This is a genomic window from Achromobacter sp., from assembly GCF_032113835.1.
In the GTDB taxonomy this organism is placed as follows: domain Bacteria; phylum Pseudomonadota; class Gammaproteobacteria; order Burkholderiales; family Burkholderiaceae_B; genus Achromobacter.
The window spans coordinates 14,830-34,128 of the sequence record NZ_DAMCTG010000059.1; the positions used below are offsets into that span (position 1 = coordinate 14,830).

17 protein-coding genes and 1 pseudogene are annotated in these 19,299 nt (G+C 66.4%); 6 read left to right on the plus strand and 12 right to left on the minus strand.

Translation table 11 applies throughout. The annotated features are described in order from the left end of the window. Nucleotides 1–37: 37 nt before the first annotated feature. Together RT697_RS18885 and RT697_RS18890 are read left to right on the plus strand one after the other, a co-directional pair. The gene (locus RT697_RS18885) at nucleotides 38–2,536 is read left to right on the plus strand and encodes an AsmA family protein (protein ID WP_313700969.1); all 2,499 of its coding nucleotides are present in this window, start codon (nucleotides 38–40) and stop codon (nucleotides 2,534–2,536) included. Further along, entirely contained in the window at nucleotides 2,533–2,919 is a 387-nt protein-coding gene (locus RT697_RS18890; RefSeq protein ID WP_313700971.1) for an MOSC N-terminal beta barrel domain-containing protein, read from the plus strand. The genes RT697_RS18885 and RT697_RS18890 overlap by 4 nt, the downstream gene beginning before the upstream one ends. Nucleotides 2,920–2,938: 19 nt before the next feature. On the opposite strand, the gene RT697_RS18895 is transcribed toward RT697_RS18890, so the two are convergent. The 4 genes from RT697_RS18895 to rsmD all read right to left on the minus strand — a co-directional run bounded on the left by RT697_RS18895 (nucleotide 2,939) and on the right by rsmD (nucleotide 5,650). Then, a complete protein-coding gene (locus tag RT697_RS18895) occupies nucleotides 2,939–4,162 on the minus strand; it encodes a benzoate/H(+) symporter BenE family transporter (protein WP_313700973.1) in 1,224 nt (407 codons plus the stop codon). Next, nucleotides 4,159–4,410, minus strand: a complete 252-nt coding sequence (locus tag RT697_RS18900; protein WP_006391351.1) for a YfhL family 4Fe-4S dicluster ferredoxin — start codon at nucleotides 4,408–4,410, stop codon at nucleotides 4,159–4,161. The genes RT697_RS18895 and RT697_RS18900 overlap by 4 nt, the downstream gene beginning before the upstream one ends. A gap of 112 nt (nucleotides 4,411–4,522) precedes the next feature. Beyond that, nucleotides 4,523–5,026, minus strand: a complete 504-nt coding sequence (gene coaD, locus RT697_RS18905; protein WP_056325406.1) for a pantetheine-phosphate adenylyltransferase — start codon at nucleotides 5,024–5,026, stop codon at nucleotides 4,523–4,525. Between the two features lie 18 nt (nucleotides 5,027–5,044). Continuing rightward, nucleotides 5,045–5,650, minus strand: coding sequence for a 16S rRNA (guanine(966)-N(2))-methyltransferase RsmD (rsmD, locus tag RT697_RS18910; RefSeq protein WP_313700975.1), 606 nt, complete (start codon nucleotides 5,648–5,650; stop codon nucleotides 5,045–5,047). A gap of 391 nt (nucleotides 5,651–6,041) precedes the next feature. Here rsmD and ftsY point away from each other — a divergent pair, with 391 nt between their 5' ends. Continuing rightward, entirely contained in the window at nucleotides 6,042–7,127 is a 1,086-nt protein-coding gene (gene ftsY, locus RT697_RS18915; RefSeq protein WP_313700977.1) for a signal recognition particle-docking protein FtsY, read from the plus strand. A gap of 95 nt (nucleotides 7,128–7,222) precedes the next feature. Here the strand turns inward: ftsY and RT697_RS18920 are convergent, their stop codons facing one another. From RT697_RS18920 to RT697_RS18955, 8 genes are all read right to left on the minus strand, one after another. Next, a complete protein-coding gene (locus RT697_RS18920; RefSeq protein ID WP_313700978.1) occupies nucleotides 7,223–9,418 on the minus strand; it encodes a phosphocholine-specific phospholipase C in 2,196 nt (731 codons plus the stop codon). A gap of 508 nt (nucleotides 9,419–9,926) precedes the next feature. Next, nucleotides 9,927–11,585, minus strand: coding sequence for a CYTH and CHAD domain-containing protein (locus tag RT697_RS18925; RefSeq protein ID WP_313700980.1), 1,659 nt, complete (start codon nucleotides 11,583–11,585; stop codon nucleotides 9,927–9,929). A gap of 424 nt (nucleotides 11,586–12,009) precedes the next feature. Next, the gene (phnE, locus tag RT697_RS18930) at nucleotides 12,010–12,834 is read right to left on the minus strand and encodes a phosphonate ABC transporter, permease protein PhnE (RefSeq protein ID WP_312427646.1); all 825 of its coding nucleotides are present in this window, start codon (nucleotides 12,832–12,834) and stop codon (nucleotides 12,010–12,012) included. Then, nucleotides 12,831–13,718, minus strand: coding sequence for a phosphonate ABC transporter, permease protein PhnE (gene phnE / locus RT697_RS18935; RefSeq protein ID WP_313700982.1), 888 nt, complete (start codon nucleotides 13,716–13,718; stop codon nucleotides 12,831–12,833). Before phnE (RT697_RS18935) ends, phnE (RT697_RS18930) begins: the two co-directional genes overlap by 4 nt. After that, the gene (gene phnC, locus RT697_RS18940; protein WP_280019876.1) at nucleotides 13,715–14,485 is read right to left on the minus strand and encodes a phosphonate ABC transporter ATP-binding protein; all 771 of its coding nucleotides are present in this window, start codon (nucleotides 14,483–14,485) and stop codon (nucleotides 13,715–13,717) included. The genes phnE (RT697_RS18935) and phnC overlap by 4 nt, the downstream gene beginning before the upstream one ends. Nucleotides 14,486–14,491: 6 nt before the next feature. After that, the gene (gene phnD, locus RT697_RS18945) at nucleotides 14,492–15,490 is read right to left on the minus strand and encodes a phosphate/phosphite/phosphonate ABC transporter substrate-binding protein (protein ID WP_056558855.1); all 999 of its coding nucleotides are present in this window, start codon (nucleotides 15,488–15,490) and stop codon (nucleotides 14,492–14,494) included. A 147-nt stretch (nucleotides 15,491–15,637) separates the two neighbouring features. Further along, nucleotides 15,638–16,453, minus strand: coding sequence for an IclR family transcriptional regulator (locus RT697_RS18950; RefSeq protein ID WP_313700986.1), 816 nt, complete (start codon nucleotides 16,451–16,453; stop codon nucleotides 15,638–15,640). Nucleotides 16,454–16,465: 12 nt separating this feature from the next. Beyond that, entirely contained in the window at nucleotides 16,466–17,284 is an 819-nt protein-coding gene (locus RT697_RS18955; protein ID WP_313700987.1) for an HAD-IIB family hydrolase, read from the minus strand. A gap of 148 nt (nucleotides 17,285–17,432) precedes the next feature. Between RT697_RS18955 and ribBA the strand changes: the two genes are divergently transcribed. The 3 genes and pseudogenes from ribBA to RT697_RS18970 all read left to right on the plus strand — a co-directional run. Then, complete coding sequence (gene ribBA / locus RT697_RS18960) at nucleotides 17,433–18,608, plus strand: bifunctional 3,4-dihydroxy-2-butanone-4-phosphate synthase/GTP cyclohydrolase II (protein ID WP_313700988.1); 1,176 nt, start codon at nucleotides 17,433–17,435, stop codon at nucleotides 18,606–18,608. A gap of 10 nt (nucleotides 18,609–18,618) precedes the next feature. Continuing rightward, the gene (gene ribH, locus RT697_RS18965) at nucleotides 18,619–19,149 is read left to right on the plus strand and encodes a 6,7-dimethyl-8-ribityllumazine synthase (protein ID WP_056558843.1); all 531 of its coding nucleotides are present in this window, start codon (nucleotides 18,619–18,621) and stop codon (nucleotides 19,147–19,149) included. Next, a pseudogene (locus RT697_RS18970) lies at nucleotides 19,118–19,299 on the plus strand (N utilization substance protein B); the annotation flags it as partial. The gene ribH and the pseudogene RT697_RS18970, both read left to right, overlap by 32 nt.

Consider the following 19,299-nt stretch of genomic DNA (forward strand, 5'->3'; position numbering starts at 1 on the left):
ATCAAGGATTTCCAGTCGAGGTACCGACGGGGCAGCAATGAAAACGTGGTTCAAGCGCATTTTGATAGGCCTGGTAGTGTTGGTTGTCGTGGCCGTCGTCGGCCTGGCCATCTTCTTGCTGACATTCGACCCCAACGCGTACAAGTACAAGCTGGAAGAGCTTGTCCAGGAACGCTATCAACGCACGTTGACGATCGACGGCGAGATCGAGCTATCGCTCTTTCCGCGGATCGGCCTGTACGTGCAGGGCGTGTCCCTGTCCGAACCCAATAGCACGGACACTTTTGCCTCCATCGAGAGCACGCGGCTTGCCGTGGCCGTGTGGCCGCTGCTGTCCAACAGCTTTGTCGTGGACCACGTGGCCATCAGCGGGCTGAAAGCGCGCGTGGTGCGGGACAAGCAGGGCCAGTTCAATTTCAGCAATCTGGTGGGCGGCACGCAGCCGGTCACCGACGCGCCCAGCAATCCGGCCGAGGCCCTGGTGGGCGCGGCCCAGACCGCCGCGCAGGCGATCACCAGCGGCAACCTGCCGCCGTCGCGCAACAACATGCAGATCGACATCGCCGGCCTGGACCTGAAGGACGGCGAAGTGCAGATGCAGGACGCGATAACGGGCATGGCGGTGGCGGTGACCCGTATCAACGCCAACACCGGCCGCGTCACGTTCAACCAGCCGTTCGATGTGCGCATGACCGCGCGCGTCGAAGGCGGCTATCCGCGCGTGGATGCCAACCTGACCGGCCAGGCGCTGCTGACGCTCGACCCTTCCGCCAAGCGCTATGCCGCGCAGCGGCTGGACCTGCGCATGGACGGCAAGCTGCCGGGCGCCGAGGCCAAGAGCCTGGTGATGCGGGGCAACCTGGCGTTCAACGGCCAGAAGTCCGCGCTGGACGTGGCTGGCCTGGAACTCCTGTTCCAGGGCGACGTCACCGAACCCTCGGCCAAGGCGACCAATGTGGAAGCCAGCGTGGCGATCCCCAAGCTGGCGATCGATCCGCACAAGAGCCAACTCCAGATTGAAAAACTGGCCGTGCGCGCCAAGGGCGGCGTGGCCGATGGTCCGTTCGAACTGGCCGTCGATGCGCCGGCGCTCAATATCTCGCCCGCCTCGGCGACCGGCGAGGCCCTGACGGGCCGGGTGCGGATCAGCGGCTTGGACGCCAGCTTCGGCCTGAACGGCATCAGCGGCAACGCCGGCGAACTGGATATCAAGGAAGCCAAGCTGGACAGCACGTCCAAGAAGGGCGAACGCGTGGTGAAGCTGAACTTTGCCTCGCCGCTGAGCCTGAACCTCCTGATGCGCAGCGGCGCCATGTCGGCGCTGCGTGGCGATGTGAACATCACCGATCCCGGCCTGCCCAAGGGCAGCCTGCAGATTCCGGTGATCGGCAGCCTGACGGTCGACCTGCTCAAGGATCAGGCCACCAGCAAGATCAACGCCGTGCTCGAAGGCGGCAAGTTTGACCTCAGCGCCGACATCACGAAGCTGTCGGACACGCCGCAGATGAAGTTCGCGCTGGCCGTGGATACGCTGGACTTGGACAAGCTGGTCCCGCCCGTGGTGGCCGCGCCGCCCAAGCCGCCCGCGGACGGCAAGAAGGACGACAGCAAGCCCGCGCCGGCCCCGGCGCCCGCCGCACCCGTCGACGACTCGATCAACCTGTCGGCGCTGGTCGGCCCCAGCGTCAACGGCACGTTGAAGGTGGGCAAGCTGGTGGTCCGCGGCCTGAAGGCCGATGAAGTCTCGGCCGCGGTCAAGCTGGACAAGGGCAAGCTCGACATCTCCGACCTCGCGGCAGGCCTCTACGGCGGCAAGCTGGCGGGTGCGTTGTCGGTGGACGCGGCGCAGGGCAATCAGATCGCCACCAAGATGACGCTGGCCGGCATCGCGATCGAACCCCTGCTGGTGGACCTGGCCAAGCGCAACGTGCTGAGCGGCACGGGCAATCTGACGCTGGACCTGAAGACCGGCGGCGCCAATGTCTACGCGATGAAGAGCGGCCTGGGCGGCACGTTGCAATTGAAGCTGCGTGATGGCGCGGTCAAGGGCATCGATCTGACGCAGACGCTGCGCGACCTGAAGGCCCGCTTCTCGCCGGATGCGCAGAACGAAACGGTGGCCGCCGACACGGCCAGGCAGACGCAGTTCTCGGAACTGGACGCGGACTTTGCCATCGCCAAGGGCATTGCCACGGTGAAGCGCTTGAACTTCGTGTCGCCGCTGCTGCGCGTCACGCAGGGCGAGCCGGCCAGCATCGACTTCGTCAAGAGCGAGCTGGATCTGGTGGCGCGTGCGCGGGTCATCAACCCGGCGGCCAATCCCGACGGCAAGGAACTGATTGACCTGAAGGACGTGACCATTCCCGTCCACTTCAAGGGCCCGTTCGACAATCCTTCGTACACGCTGCTCTGGAAGGACGCCATCGGCGGCATCCTGAAGCGCAGCCTGGAGAACAAGCTCAAGGAAGCGGTCTCCGGCAAGGGCAAGAGCGGCGCCGCGGTGGACAAGGCCTTGAAAGGACTGCTGGGCAAATGAGCACGGATCAATTCCAACCGATCGCCGAATGCGGCGTGACGACGCAGGCACAAGCGGCCGGCTACCACCGCCAGTGGCTGGTGGCCAATGATTCGGGGCAGTGGTTGAACCGCGAGCTATGCCCCCGGCTGGCCGAGGTGACGGTGGAATTGCGACTGGGCTACCTGGTGTTGAAGGCGCCGGGCATGCTGCGCATGGACATCCCGCTTGACGTGATCGAAGACGACGACAGCGTGCGTTACAGCATGTTGGTGGGTGATCAAACCATCGACGTCGTCGACGAAGGCGAGCTGGCCGCGGCCTGGATCTCGAACTTCGTGCAGGTGCCTTGCCGCATCATGAAGGTGCACCCGGACACGCCCGTGTCCGCCTGGCCCGCCTGAACGCGGGCACTAGCGGTTTTCAAACGCCGGCGCGGGCGCGCTTGTATTCGAAAGCGGTGTGAGCCAGCAGGCCCGCCGCAAGGCCCCAGAAGGCCGATCCAATTCCCCAGAAACTGAATCCCGACGCCGTCGCCAACAGCGTGATGAGCGCGGCTTCGCGCCGTTGCGGGTTGGCCATGGCCGCGGCCATGCCGCCCATGATGGTGCCCAGCAGCGCCAGTCCGGCCAGCGCCGCGAGCAGGGCGGCGGGCAGCGCCTGGAAGAAGACGGCAACCGCGCCCGCGACGATGCTGAGCGCGACGTAGCTGACGCCGTAGGTGGCGGCGGCGATGTAGCGCTTGCCCGGATCGGGATGTGCTTCGGGACCGGTGCAGATCGCCGCGCTGATCGCGCCCATGGTCACGCTGTGTGCGCCAAAGGGGGCGGCCATCAGACCCAGCAGGCCGGTGGCCGCGACCAGGCGCGACGCGGGCGGACGGTAGCCCGCGGCCTGCAGGATGGCCAGGCCGGGCAGGTTCTGCGAGGCCATGGCGACGACAAAAAGCGGAATGCCCAGGCTGACCGCCGCCTGCGCGCTGAAGGCGGGCGTGGTCCAGACGAATTCGGTCAGTCGCCAATCCAGCTGGTCGACCTGCATCAGGCCCATCCCGGCCGCCATGGCGACCGCCACGGCCATCACCACCAGCACGGCGTAGCGCGGCGCCCAGCGGCGGCACATCAGGTAGGCGGCGCACATGGCCAGCACCAGCGCAGGCTGCTTGTTGATGTTGCTGAAGATGCCCATGCCGAAATTGAGCAGCACGCCGGCCAGCATGGCGGCGGCGACTTCGCCGGGAATGCGGCGCAGGATGGGATCGATCCAGCCGAACAGCCCGCAGGCCAGCGTCAGGCCGGCCGCCAGCACGAAGGCGCCGATAGCTTCATTGAAGGGGACGCCCGCCAGCGCGGTGACCAGCAGCGCCGCACCGGGCGTGGACCACGCCATGACCACGGGCAGGCCCGTGCGCAGGCTGTAGAACGCGCCGCCCAGGCCCAGCACCAGGCTCAGCGAGCCGATCCAGGAGCCAATGCGCGCGGCATCGAGGCCGGCGGCGTGGCCGGCCTGCACCATCAGCACCGCGGTGCCGCCAAAGCTGACCAGGACGGCGACCAGCCCGGCAGCGACCGCGGACGCGGAGATGTCGCGGCGGGCGTGGTGCGGGGAGGGGGAAAGGTTGATGCTGGGCGGCGCCGCGTCGCTCATGCGGCACCGGTGAGGCGGCGGTATTTGGCCATGAGCTGCTCCTGGCCTTCGTTCCATTGCGGATGCAGTTCAATGCATTCCACGGGACAGACCACCTTGCATTGGGGCTCGTCGTGATGGCCGACGCATTCCGTGCACCGGTCGGGGTCGATGACGTAGTAGTCCTCGCCCATGGAGATCGCGTCGTTCGGGCACTGGGGCTCGCAAACGTCGCAATTGATGCATTCTTCGGTGATGGTCAGGGCCATGATGGGCTGCGGAAAGGCGATTGGCCCGGCCATTGTAGCGCCGGGCGGCCAAGGCCCGGAAAGCGCGAAAAGAGCGCCTGCGCGCTCTTTCGGGGATGTTGCAAACGGGGTTTCAGCCCGGCCAGGACTGTTCGCGGCGTTCCTTGGCCTTTTCCTGGAGCCAGCGCTCCACGGAAGGGAACACGAACTTGCTGACGTCGCCGCCCAACTGGGCGATTTCGCGGACGATGGTGCCCGAGATGAACTGGTACTGGTCGGACGGCGTCATGAACAGCGTCTCGACGTCGGGCAGCAGGTGGCGGTTCATGCCGGCCATCTGGAATTCGTATTCGAAGTCGGACACGGCGCGCAGCCCGCGCACGATGACGCGGCCGTTCTGTTCGCGCACGAAGTCCTTGAGCAGGCCGCCAAAGCTTTGCACTTCCACGTTGGGATAGTGGCCCAGCACTTCGCGCGCGATGTCCACGCGTTCGTCGATGCTGAAGAAGGGTTTCTTATTGCGGCTAGTGGCGATCCCCACCACGACTTTGTCGAAAAGCGTGGCTGCACGGCGAACCAGGTCCTCGTGGCCCCTGGTCAGCGGGTCGAAAGTGCCGGGATAAACAGCGATGATCATGCGAGCTCCGTACCGTTATTAGTGGTGTACACCATCCTCCGAAGCCGGATTATTGATCGATTTCCGCAACGCAGCAAATTCCAGAAGATGGAAGTGGACGGCGCCGGCCTTGTCCTGCCTCAGAATCTGGAATCCTTCGGGTGCTTCGATGGCGGATTCCGCCTCGACATAGACTAGCCCATGATCGGTCAGGATGCCCGGCAGGATCGGCCACAGGCGCGGCAGCCAGCCCTGTCCGAATGGCGGATCCAGCAGGATGAGGTCAAACCGGGACGCATCCATCCGTTCGGCGACCTGCATCGCATCGCCCACATGGATGCGTATCATGTCGGCTTTGAGCTTGTCGCGCAGTGTCCGCAGCGCGGACGCGGCGGTCCTGTCCCGCTCGACCATCTGCACATGCGCCACGCCGCGCGAGGCCGCCTCGAAGCCCAGGGCGCCGCTGCCGGCAAAAAGATCCAGCACTTGCTTGTCGGCGAAGTCGCCGCCCCACAGGTGCGTAAGCCAGTTGAATAGCGTTTCGCGGACCCGGTCGGGCGTGGGACGCAGCGTCTCCACGTCGGGCACGGCGATGGGGGTGCGCCTGTATTGGCCCCCGACGATACGAATATACTTGTTACCCATGTTTAGCCGCTTCTTCAAGAAAAAATCCCCTCCGCCCGCCACGCCGGCTCAGCCCGCGTTGCCGCCGGAGGTTGTCGACGCTCCTGTCGCGCCCGCGGAGCCGTCTTCGGCCCCATCCAGCACGGCGCCTGCGTCGCCTGCACCCGAGCTTCGCCAGGAACCCGTAGCGCCGGTTGCCGCGCCGGCCGCCGCGCCAGTGGCGTCGCCGGTGACCCCGCCGACCCCGGCGGGGCCTACGCCCGCGCCGTCCGTCTCGGTGGCGCCTGCGCCAGTAGCGACGCCCCCGCAGCCCGCGCCGTCCTCGACACCGGCCGCGCCGTCCCTCACGCGTACCGCGCCGGCTTCCGCACCGGTTGCGGCGCCTGCAGCAGCCGCTGCCGCCGCGCCAGCTGTGGAGCCCTTCCGCGCACCGCAGCCGCCCGTTCCGGCGCCTGCTCCCGTCGTCGCGCCCGCACCCGTGGTCCCGGCGCCTGCGCCTGAACCAGTATCGACGCCTGCGCCTGTCGCGGCACCTGCGCCGGCGGTCCCTGCCGTGCCAGAACTCGTTCCCGCCGAAGCCCCCAAGAAAGCCTCCTGGCTGTCGCGCCTGAAGCAAGGCCTGTCCCGCACGGGTCAGAGCATTGGCGGTATTTTCGTCGGCGTGAAGGTCGACGAGAACCTGTTCGAGGAGCTCGAATCGGCCCTCATTATGGCCGATGCGGGCCTTGAGGCCACCGAGAAGCTCCTGACCGCGCTGCGCGCGCGCGTCAAGAAGGAACGCATCGAAGACCCGGCCAAGGTCAAGACGGCCCTGCGCGAACTCCTGGCCGATCATCTGCGTCCGCTGGAACGCGCCTTCGACCTGACGCGCACGAAACCGCTGGTCGTCATGATTGCCGGCGTGAACGGCGCGGGCAAGACCACGTCCATCGGCAAGCTGGCGCATACGTTCCAGCGTCAGGGCGCCAGCGTGCTGCTGGCCGCCGGCGACACGTTCCGCGCGGCCGCGCGCGAGCAACTGGTGGAATGGGGCAGCCGCAACAACGTCAGCGTGATTTCGCAGGACGGCGGCGACCCGGCCGCCGTGGCGTTCGACTCGGTCAACGCGGGCCGCGCGCGCGGCATGGGCGTGGTGATGGTGGATACCGCCGGCCGTCTGCCCACGCAGTTGCACCTGATGGAAGAACTGAAGAAGATCCGCCGCGTCATCGGCAAGGCGGATGCCACCGCGCCGCACGAGGTGCTGCTGGTGGTGGACGGCAACACGGGCCAGAACGCGCTGGCGCAGATCCGCGCGTTTGACGCCGCGATCAACCTGACCGGCCTGGTCGTGACCAAGCTGGACGGCACCGCCAAGGGCGGCACGCTGGCCGCCGTCGCAGCCGGCAGCCAGGGCGTGCGTCCGGTGCCGGTGTACTGGATCGGGGTCGGCGAAAGCCTGGAAGACCTGCAGCCCTTCGTGGCGGACGAGTTCGCGGCGGCGTTGCTGGCCGACTGAGTCCGTTCATAGGGATCGATGAGATCCCACAAAGGCTCCATCACGCGGGACGACGCGCAAGCGCCGTCCCGCTGTCATTTCCGCGCCGACACGCCTTACCCGACCTGCCCCATCGCCGGGTCGCTGATCAGATCCTTGCCCGTCTCCATCCGGCCGGCAAAGCGCCGCTGGAACGCTCCATACCCCTCGCACGCCACCGCAAAGTCATACCACTGACCGCTGTCGCCGATCGCCCAAACGAGCTCGCCGGTCTGTCCGGGTTCGACGGTCGCCGTCCACGGTCCGTCGCTGCGATACGCCATGGCCTTGACGGTGAACGTGCAAGCCTTCGCGCCGTTGTTGTGCAGCTTGACCTGCACCTGCGGATCATCACACGGCACGTAGCACACCTGGATCTCCGGCTGGGCGCCGCCCGCTTGCATCAGATCGCCCGAGAACGCGCGGTGAAAGCCGTTCGGCCCCAACACCCACAGGTCGTATTTGCCCGCGTCCCCCGACACGTCCCAGGCGTCGTCCAGCGACTTGCCCGCTTCCACCACATAGCGCCGCGGAATGCGGTCCAGATGCAGCTTGTCGTACACATGGAACACCGCCGCCGTCTTGGCCGAGCTGGCGTTGGCGAACAGCAGCCGGACACGGTTTTCACGCGCATCTTCGCGGGCACTGGCGTGCAATTCGTACGGCAGCGCGCGCGAGGGCCGCGTGCCTTGCGCCTGCGCGGCCAGCGTCTGTTGCGCCGGAATGGCGATGGCCGGTTGCGCTTCCTGCCACGAGGTCAGGCCGTCGGCGTCCGTCTTGGTGCTGCGGCCGGACAGCGTGGGTAGCGGCGCGCTGTTGGGCGACACGAAGTTCAGCGTGGACGTAAGGTCGCCGCACACGGCGCGGCGGAATGCGCTGATGTTGGGCTCCGCGACACCGAAGCGCTGCTCAAGAAATCTCAACGCCGAGGTGTGATCGAACGCCTGCGAATTGACCCAGCCGCCGCGGCTCCAGGGAGAGATCACCCACATCGGCACACGCATGCCGGGACCGTAGGGCTTGCCGTCGGCGGTGAGCTGCTTGGGCGTCGCAGGCGTGTAGGTGTTGTATTCGAAGGCCATCTCGGCGTCCGTCAGCGTGGACTTGCCGGCCAGCGTGCCGTCGTCGTTGCGGGACGGCGCGCTGGGCGTGGGCATGTGGTCGAAGAAGCCGTCGTTCTCGTCGTACGTGACCAGGAACACGGTCTTGCTCCAGACCTCGGGCGACTGCGTCAGCGCGTCCAGCGCGGCCTGGATGTACCACGCGCCCTTGGCGGGGCTGGAGGGGCCGGGGTGCTCGCTGTACGCGGCCGGCGGGATGATCCACGACACCTCGGGCAGCGTGCCGTTCATCACGTCGTCGCGCAGGCTTTGCAGCAGGCCGCCGTCCGGCATTGTGTTGCCGAAGCCCTTGGCAAATGGGCTGAACTGGTCGTCGATGGCCGGGTTGTACGCGGGACCGCCCTGGTTCGTGACCTGACGGTCCGCCGGCATCTTTTCGATCTCGGCGCGCCAGTGGCGAAAGCTCATCATCTCGTTGCAGCCGAAGTTGTCGGGAATGTTCTGGTAGACCTTCCAGCTCACGCCGGCCTGCTGCAGGCGGTCGGCGTAGGTCGTCCAGGTCCAGCCCTCGGTCGAAGGCCCCACGTCGGCGCCGTCGTTCATCTCGTTCATCACGACCGACACGTTGTCGCCGCTGGGGCCGTTGGTGCCGGTCCAGAAGAAAAGGCGGTTGGGAATCGTGCCCGCGTGCATCGCGCAGTGGTAGTTGTCGCACAGCGTGAAGGCGTCGGCCAGCGCGCGGTGGAACGGCACTTCGGCGGTCTCGTAGTAGCCCATCGACAACGGCTGCTTGGCGCTGGGCCAGCGATTCATGCGGCCGTGGTCCCAGGCGGCCTGACAGTTCGGCCAAGAGTGCGGCGTGCTGCCCGCACGCTGTGCGTTGCCCAGCCGCGCGTCCAGGTGATAGGGCAGTTCCAGCGTGCCGTCGCTGCGCGTCTGATGGAACACCGACTTGCCGTTGGCGAGCGGAATGGGGAAGCGGTCGCCGAAGCCGCGCACGCCGGGGAAGGTGCCGAAGTAGCCGTCGAATGAGCGGTTCTCCAGCATCAGCATCACGACGTGCTTGACGTCCTGGATGGTGCCGGTGGGACTGTCGGCTTCGATCGCGAGGGCGCGGCGGATGCTGGGCGGAAACATCGACAAGGCGCTCATGGCCGCTGTGGCGCCGAGCGTGGTCGTGAAGAACTTTCTCTTGGAGGCGTCGATCGTCATTGGCTGTTCTGTCTGGAGTTTGCAGGAAACGGCAGCGCTGCCGGCATCATGGCGCACAATGCGCCGCGCAGGTAGTCGGGGCGGGCGTGGTGGGCGTCGTGGGGGTGGAGGGCGGTGCCGGATCGTCAGTGTCGTCGCCGCCGCAGGCCGAGAGCGCGAGCGCCAGCGTTAGCGCGCAGCAGGCCGCGAGGCCGCGTCTTGCAATGACCAGCAAAGGGGAAGTGGTTTCCATGAGTCTGTGTGCGTGGATGGGCGGACGGCCCGCAATAGGCCGTTGCGCCGTCGCACAGGACGAGTATCGGGCGGATGCTGCGGGCCACGAATGCGCCCGGCGCGATGTCCGGACGACAGCCATCGAGTATTGGCAGTCCGGATGTCGATGAATTGACAGGGGCCTGACGCGAAGCTGTCAGGCGGCCCTTTTTTGAAACGCCATGCTAGATGCGTGTCCAGGTGAAATCAAATTCAACGCGGGACTTTCGCATGGGTTAAACGCGCGCGACGCGCGTCACTTCCAGAACGGCTTGCTGCGCGCGAGATCGTCAAAGGCCTGCTGCGCTTCGACGACCAGTTCTTCCAGCCGCGCGCTGATCCAGCCCAGCGCGAACCAGGCTTGCGGATGCGTTGCCGTACACGACTGGTAGTAGTCCTTGGCCATCGCGAGGTCGTTGATTTCGCCCAGCACGTCCTGCACACGGGACAGCAGTTTGCGGTAACCGCGCAGCTTGCTGGCGGGCAGCAGCGATTCGGCGAACGACAGGCCGTAGCGCAGCCGCTTGCCGCGCTTGCGCAGGTCGTGGCGGGCGGGAATGTCCAGTGCCGCGAAATGCGCGCCCTGATCGGCCACCTTGCCGTGCCAGCGGTGCAGGCGGCGTGCAAGGAGCTTGTGCAGGTGCTGCGGTTCGGGCTCCGGCGTCAGCATCGGGATGATCGTGGGCTTGACGATGGGACCGGCCACCCCGCCTTCAAGCCGGATGGCGGGCTCGGGCGCGGCGTCGCTGGGCGTTCCGTTGGCGATGGTCTGGCTGTCCGTGTCAGGCTGCACGGCGGGCACGTCGAGCGACCATTCAAGCAGCGAGAGCAGCCATGCCTGAAACGCCTGGCCGCCCGCGATGGTTTGCGCGTCCTCTTCGGGCGGCGCGGCTTCCATGGGGATCACGGGCATGCCGGCGCGCAGCAGCGCGGGGGCGACGGTCTCGTTCAGCACGTCCTGGTCGCGATTGGCGCCGAACGCCGCGAAGTGGGTGCGCACGCCCTGCAGCAGGGCGTCTGGCACCGGCGCGATCCAGCCGTCGAAGAGCTTCCAGGCCGACCGCAGCCGGCGCACGCCGACGCGCAGTTGATGCACGTGTTCGGAGTTGCCGGCGCGGTACACGCCTTCGGTGTCGACCTCGGCCAGCACCGCGGCATTGCGGCAGATCTGGTCCAGGCATTCTGCCGCGATCGCGCCCATGGCCTGCGGCGGCGTCATGTCGTCGCGCAGCTTCACGGACGACGCGCCACGTGGCGCCCAGAACTGCGCGATGGCCTGCGCGCGGCGCGCTTCGTGGTCATCGCCGGCAGCGGCGTCGACCTCGGCCAGCCGATGCGCCAGTTGGGCCAACGCGTCGCCGCGTTCGGACTTGCTGCGCGGATCCAGGATCAGCGCATGGCGCTGCTGCCAGCCCCGCGCCGCGGCGAAGATGGCGGCGGGACGGCCCGACACCAGTTCGAATTCCAGTTCGGAGATCGGCAGTTCCAGCGCGCCGGCGCGCAGGATGCCGGTGTCATAGGCAAGCTCCACCGTGCCGAAACGCGTGCGGATCTTGCGCAAGAGGCGCTGCACGTCGGTCTCGTAGCGCAGGCCGAGTTCACCCTTGATGGAAGACAGCGGGCCTTCGACTTCAGTGCCGGCATAGACCGACAGATCGAGCACGGGACCCGGCCGCGGGTGGTTCATCTCGATGCGCGAGATCGCATCGGCGCCGGGCATCTTGAGGGTCTGCACCCAATCGGGCCCTTCCTGCCGCAGGCGGATGGCGATGCGAGCTCGCGCAAGCTCGCGTTCCGGCGTGTCGAAATACATGGCATGCAAGCGAATGCGCGTGGCCTCGCGTTGCTTGACTTCACGCAGCACGGCCTGGCGCGAAGCCGTGGGCACGTGCAGTTTCAATTCCTGTTCCGACATGGCAGCGGGTGTCCAACGGCAAAAGCCGAGATGTTAATCAAGGCGGGGGTGCGTTTTGATGACCGTTCATATTTTGTTCACATTGAGCATAGACGCGATCGCGGCGCAAAAACAAGGCAGCCCATCGATGGCGATGAGGCGCTTTTGCGTTGCTTGCGAACGGAAAGAAAAGTGCGGGGATGCGAGGTTGGGGGCCGAATCGCGCTGGGTGGAGGTTGTCTGCTCGCGCTGGGTGTCTGACACCCTGCACGCGCTGTGGAGGGGCGTAGGTCGTCTCTCCAGGGTGTCAGACACCTGGGCCAGGTCTCTCCAGGGTGTCAGACACCGGAATCGGTCTTACGCGTAAAGAAAACGCCGCCCCATGTGGGGCGGCGAAGGAGCGCGTGTCAGGGGAAACCGACAGGCGTAAAGTGGTGCGGCTGCGCTACAGGATGCGTTTGCGCGCCTGGGTGATGATGATTTCGGCCAGCACGACGACCACGAAGATGGCGGCCAGCACGAGCGCGACGCGGTCCCACTGGAACAGGTTCAACGCGGTGTCCAGCGCCATGCCGATGCCGCCTGCGCCGACCAGGCCCAGCACCGCGGATTCGCGGACGTTGATGTCCCAGCGCAGCAGCACGATGGACCAGAACGCCGGGCGGATCTGCGGCCAGTAGGCGTACCAGATCACCGAAGCCTTGCTGGCGCCGGTAGCCGTGACCGCTTCGATGGGGCCGCGCTGGGCTTCTTCGATGGCTTCGCCGACCAGCTTGCCGACAAAGCCGATCGAGCGGAAGGCGATGGCCAGCGTGCCGGCCAGTGCGCCGGGTCCGAAGATGGCGATGAACAGCAGCGCCCACACCAGCGAGTTGACCGAACGGCTGGACACCAGGATCAGCCGGGCCAGCATGTTGATGGTCTTGCTGGGCGTGAGGTTGTTGGCCGCCAGCAGACCCACCGGCACCGCCATGAACACCGAAAGAATGGTGCCCAAGGTGGCGATGTGCAGCGTTTCGATCAGCGCATCATGCACGCCACCCGGGTAGTAGGCCCAGTCGATCGGCCACATCCGGCGAAAGAGGTCGGCCATCTGTTCCGGTGCGTCATACAGGAACTCGGGGATGACCTCCACGCCGCGGATGGCCTGCACGACCGCCGCGACCAGCAGCAGATACAGCGCGAAGCGCAGCAGGCGCTGGCCCATGCTGTAGCGCTGCCAGACGCGGGGCTGACCTGCGGGATTCAAGGGGGAAACGTGGGCGTTCATTCGTCCACCTCCGCCTTGCGTGCGGCCGTCGGCTTGCTGCTGCCGATGCCGCGGGCGCCAGCGAAGCGGCTTTGCAGGATGCGGTCGAAGCCCAGGTTGTCCAGGAACACCGCCCGCACGAAGCCGGCCAGGATTTCACCCAGCATGATGATCGCGATCAGGGTCAGCAGGATGGCGCTGACGAAGTCGTAATCGAAGCGTTGGAAGGCCGAGAACAAGGTGCCGCCCACGCCGCCCGCGCCCACGATACCCACCATGGTGGAGTTGCGCAGGTTGGAGTCGAACTGGTAGGTGGCAAAGCCGATGAAGCGCGCGAACACCTGCGGCAGCACGCCGAACACGATGACGTTGGCGAACGAGGCGCCGGTGGCGCGCACCGCTTCGACCTGCTTGAGCGAGATTTCCTCGATGGCCTCGGTGAAGAGCTTGCCGATGAAGCCAATCGACGCGACGGTCAGCGCCAGAATGCCGGCCAGCGCGCCAAAGCCCACGGCCTTGACGAACAGGATGGCGACGATGACCGGGTGCAGCGCGCGGCACAGTGCAACGATCGATCGCGCGGGCCAGGAGATCCACGCGGGCATCAGGTTGCGCGCGCCCAGGAGGCCCACGGGCAGCGCCAGGATGATGCCCAGCATGGAGGCCAGGACGGCGATCTCCAGGCTTTCGGCGATGCCCTTCCACAACGTGGCGGGCTTCTCGAAGTTGGGCGGGAACATGCGCGCCAGGAACGTCGACGCATGACCCATGCCGGATTCGAAGCGCGACCAGCTGAAGTCCAGCTGCGCGGCGGCATAGACGGTGTAGAGCACCAGCAGCAGCAGGCCGGCCTTGGCGCGCCCTGACATGGCGAAGGGGCGGATGCCGCCCCGGGGTTGCGTCATTCCAGCCAAGACTCGCCTCCGTAGATGGTCTTGAGCATGGTCGCGTCCAGGCCCTGGCCGTCGCCGTCATAGACCACGTGGCCGCCCGACATGCCGACGATGCGCGTGGCATAGCGGCGCGCCAGTTCGACGTCGTGGATGTTGACGATGACGGGAATGCCCGTGGCGCTGCCCTGCGCGGACAGCAGTTCCATGATCTCGACGGAGGTCTTGGGATCAAGCGACGACGTCGGCTCGTCGGCCAGCAGCACCTGCGGGCGCTGCATCAGCGCACGGGCAATGCCCACGCGCTGACGCTGGCCGCCCGACAGCGCATCGGCGCGCTGGTCGGCAAATCCGGCGAGGCCCACGGTGTCGAGCAGCTTGTAGGCGTGCTCGATGTCCTCGGGCTCGAAGCGGCGCATCCAGGCCTTCATGGCCGAGGTGTACCCCAGCCGGCCGGTCAGCAGGTTTTCCATCACGGTCAGGCGTTCGACCAGGTTGTATTCCTGGAACACCATGCCGATGCGGCGGCGCGCGCGGCGCAGCGACGCGCCGCGCACTTGCGCCAGGTCCACGGTGCCGTCCTCGGACTGCAGGATGATCTCGCCCTTGGTGGGTTCGATCAGCCGGTTGATGCAGCGCAGGAGCGTGCTTTTACCGGTGCCCGAAGGTCCGATGATGGCGGTGAGCCCCTGCCCGGCGATCTGCAGGTCAATGCCGTTCAGTACAGGCCGGCCGGCCCGGTATTCCTTGACCAGGCCGGAAATGCGTAGCGACGTCGTCATGCTGGATTACTTCTTGCTCTTTGCGGATTCGCGGTCGTAGGCCGCGCGGTTGAAGCTTTCGCCACCGGATTCAGCGACCTGGCGGACGATGGCCCAGTCCTTCTCGTACGTCACCGGGTAGAAGCGGTCGGCGTTGTCGAAGGCCTTGGACATTTCAGGCGGGAAGCGGTAGTCGTAGAAGCACTTGAGCATCTGGTCGCGGAACTTCGGTTCCAGGTCATGCGCGTAGGCGAACGACGAGGTCGGGAATTTCTCGCTGGTGTAGATGATGCGGAAATCGGCTTCCTTGACCTGGCCGCGTTCGACCATGCGCTTGAAGACGTCCGATGCCACGGCGGCGGCGTCGTAGTCGCCGGAGTTCACGCCCATGACGGACTGGTCGTGCTTGCCCGAGAAGATGACCTTGTAGTCCTTGTCGGGCGTCAGGCCTTCCTTCGGGAACAGGGCGACGGGCGCCATGTGGCCGGAGTTCGACGAGGGAGCGGTGTGCGCGAGCTTCTTGCCCTTCAGGTCGGTCAGCTTCTGGTAGGGGCTGTCCTTCTTGACGATGACGATCAGGTTGTAGCCCTGGAAGCCGTCAGCGTAGCCCTTGACGGCAAACGGCACGGCGCCCGCGATGTTCACGGCGAACGCGGTCGGGCCGGTCGAGAAGCCGCCCACGTGCAGGCGGCCCGAGCGCATGGCTTCGATTTCAGCCGCGTTGCTCTGCACCTGGTAGAACACGACGCGCTTGCCCGTGCATTCGGACAGGTGCTTGGTGAAGGGCTTGAAGATGTCTTCGTACACGGCCGGATCTTCAACGGGCGTGTAGGTGAAGACCAGCGTGGAAGGCGTCTTGAGCTTGGACGCGTCGGTGGGCGTGTCGGCCACCAGATCCTTGTTCGAGTCGCAATACATCTGGTCCAGATCGCCGCGGTTCGAGCAGGTGTCGGCGGCCTGGGCGGCGGAAGCTCCAAAAGCGAATGCGGCCAGTGCGGCCGCCTGCATAAGACGCAAGGCTTGCATCGTGTGTCTCCTCGTGTAGGTATGAATTGAATCTTTGCTGAATTCAAACACACAACGGGGGACGGCACACTCGGGAAAGTCCCTGCCTTTCTTTTCGTCTTTTGTTCGTTTTGTTCGCTTTGTGTTCGTTTTTGCGCGAAAACGCGCTCAGCCGCGAAAGCCCAGCTTGCGGGAGATTTCCTGAGCGCACGCGATGAGCGGACGCGCGATCGCCCCGTCCCATGACACGTCGAACAGACCGGTGGGTCCCAGGCTGGTGAGCGCCAGCACGATGCTGCCCGTGTTGTCGAACACCGGCACCGACAGCGCGTCCACGCCCGGCAGCGGATTGCCCAGCGCGCGCGCCATGCCGTGCACGCGGATGTCCGCCAGTTGCGCCTCGATGTTGGCGCGGGAGGCCTTGCGCGGGGGCGGCACGCTGGCGATGACGGCGGTGTCGCCTTCTTCGCGCGCGATGTAGTGCTCGCTGACCTTGGGCGGCAGCCACGCCGCGAACACCAGCCCGGTGGCGGTGTGCAGCATGGACATCACCGTGCCCTTGCGCATGTTCACGTGGACCGGGTAGCTGGCTTCGGTCATGTGGATCATCGTCGGGCCGTGCGAACCCAGCACGGCGATGCCCAGCGTGTGGCCGATGTCGGACTGCAGCTTCGTGATCTCCGGCATGGCGACCCGCACCGGGTCCAGGCGCTGCAGGCTGACCAGCCCCATCTGCAAGGCGAACGGACCCAGCTCATACTGGCCGGTGGTGGCGTCCTGCTGCACCAATCCCACGCGGATGAAGCTGACCAGGTAAGGGTGCGCCTTGGCGGACGTCATGCCGGCGCCGGCAGCGAGGTCGCGTAGCGTCAGCGGCTTGCCCGCATCGACCAGGGCCGCCAGCAGCGGCACGCCCACCTCGATGGACTGGATGCTGCGGCGGCCGTCGTTGGCGGCGGGCGCCGCGGTCTTGGAAGTTGCCACGGTGTGCTGACCTTAAGCCGGCTGGACTTGGGAGGGCTGACGTGCGGCGAGCAGCCGGTCGGCCATTTCGACGAAGCCGCCGCCGCCATGAAAGGCGGCGACAAAGGCGGGGCGGTGCGTCAGGCGGTGCAATTGGGCCTGGATGTTGGCCACGCCGACCGAGATCGGAAAGTAGGCGAACATCGGCTCGTCGTTGGGCGAATCGCCGATGAACAGCGTGCTGTCCAAGGCGCCGGCCACGTCCATGCCGAACTCGCGCTGGAACATCGTGCGCGTCATGGTGAGCTTGTCGTAGTCGCCGAACCAGCCGTTGACGTGGATGGAACTGACCTTGGCCTGCGCGCCCGCGTCCTGGAAGATCTGGACGATACGGCTGATCGCCGCGTCGGGCAGGGCGGGCACGTCTTCGCAGAAGTCGATGGCCAGGTCCGCCACGCGGTAGTCCTGGTCGCTGGCGACGGCGCTGCCGGGCACTTCAACCAGGACGCGGTCACGGATGGCGTCCAGCCGCTTGCGGCTTTCCTGGCGCGAGGCGGCGTCGGTCCAGTAATGCGTGGTCATGCGGCGGGCCTGGCGGTCGTAGGCGTAATAGAAGGCGCCGTTTTCGCCGACCACGGCGCGCACCGGCCACATGCGGGCGATGTGGTCGCACCAGCCGGCCGGGCGGCCGGTGATCGGCACGACCTGGATCCCGGCCTGTTCCAGGCGTTCAAGCGCGGCGTACGCGTCGGCAGGCAGGCGGCCTTCGGTGGTCAGTGTGTCGTCGATGTCGGTCAGGACGACGCGGACGGCTGCCGCGACGTTCAAAGGCATGGCCGCAAGGGCTTGCATGAGGTTTTTCCTTCGTTTTTCTGGGGGATCTCCGGGCGAAAGTTTAACCGGATGCCCCCGTCCGGACGGGGCGGCAAGACGCCAATAGGGGTTCGGCCCGCGAGGGCGGTAAAATCCGGGCTTTCCCGCCTGGTTTACGTGTCACGTCATGTCCGTCCAGTTGTCCTCCTTGCCCGGCTCCGAGCCGGAATCCTTCGGCATCGCTTCGGTTGCCGAGATCATCGCCGAGCTGCGCGCCGGCCGCATCGTCATCCTGGTTGACGAAGAAGACCGCGAAAACGAGGGCGACCTCGTCATGGCGGCCGAATTCGTCACGCCCGACGCCATCAACTTCATGGTCACCCACGGCCGCGGCCTGGTGTGCCTGACGTTGACCGAAGAGCGCTGCCGCCAGCTTGAGCTGCCGATGATGGCCGCCCGTAACGGCACCCGTTACGGCACCAATTTCACGCAGTCCATCGAAGCCGCCGAAGGCGTCGAGACCGGCATTTCGGCCGCCGACCGCGCCCGCACCATCCAGGTGGCCGTGGCGCGCGACGCCAAGCCGGCCGATCTGGTCCAGCCCGGTCACATCTTCCCGGTGCGCGCCGTACCTGGCGGCGTGCTGGTTCGCGCCGGTCATACCGAGGCCGGCTGCGACCTGACCGCCATGGCGGGTCTGACGCCCGCCGCCGTCATCTGCGAAATCCTCAAGCCCGACGGCACGATGGCCCGCCTGCCGGACCTGGTCGAATTCGCCCGTCAGCACGGCCTGAAGATCGGCACCATCGCCGACCTGATCCAATACCGCAGCGAGCACGAATCCATCGTCAAGCGCGTGGGCAAGCGCACCATGCAGACGGCCTGGGGCACGTTCGAGGCCGTGGCCTACGAAGACGCCGCCACCGGCTCCGCCCATTTGGCGCTGGTGCATGGTAATGTGACTCCCGACGCCGAGACGCTGGTGCGCGTGCACGAGCCGGCGTCCGTGCTGGATGTGCTGGACACCGGCGCCAGTCCGCACAGCTGGGGCGTGGCCCAGGCGCTCGAGGCCATCGCGGCCGCTCCGGCCGGCGTGCTGGTGCTGATGAACTGCCAGTCATCCACGGAACATCTGTTTGGCCAGATTGCAGGTTGGAACGACCCGAAGGCGCAGGCCAATCCTGCGAACGCCGACCGCTTCGGTCTGCGCACCTACGGGATCGGCGCCCAGATTCTGCGCGACCTGAACGTGGGGCAAATGAGGCTCCTGGCCCGGCCGCGCAAGATGCCCAGCATGGCGGGCTTCTCGCTCACCATTACGGGTTACGATTGCGACCCGCAGAACACTCCCGCAACACACTGAAGGCCGACACATGAACCCTTACATCCTTACCCCCGACCTGAACGGCGAAGGGCTGCACATCGGCATCGTACGCGCCCGCTTCAATGAAGAAATCGGTCAGGCCGAACTCGAAGCGTGCCTGAAGGAACTGGCCGAACTGGGCGTGGACGAGCGCGACGTCATGGTCGCCACCGTGCCCGGCGCGCTGGAACTGGGCGTTGCCCTGTCCCACATGGCCGAAACGTTTGAATTCGACGCACTGATCGCGCTGGGCGCGGTCATCCGCGGCGAAACCTATCACTTTGAAGTGGTCAGCAATGAAACGGCCACTGCAATCACCCGTATCTCCCTCGAAACCGGCGTCCCCGTCGCGAACGGCGTGCTGACCGTCGACACCGACGAGCAAGCGCAGGCGCGCGCCGCCGGCAAGGGCCGTGACTGCGCCCAGGTGGCCGTCGAAATGGCCAACCTGGTGGCAGCGCTGGAACCCGAGGAAGAAGACGAAGACGAAGACGACGAGGACGAAGATTTTGACGACGAAGAAGACGACGACCAGCGCTGATAGCGCGGCGCAGGCCCGCGCCAACGCGCGCAGCGCGCGCCGCCGTGCGCGCGAATTCGCGCTGCAGGGCGTGTACGCGTGGCTGCTGCGCGGCGGCGAAGGCACGCAGGACGCCGGCGAGATCGACGCCCATCTGCGCGACACCGAGGA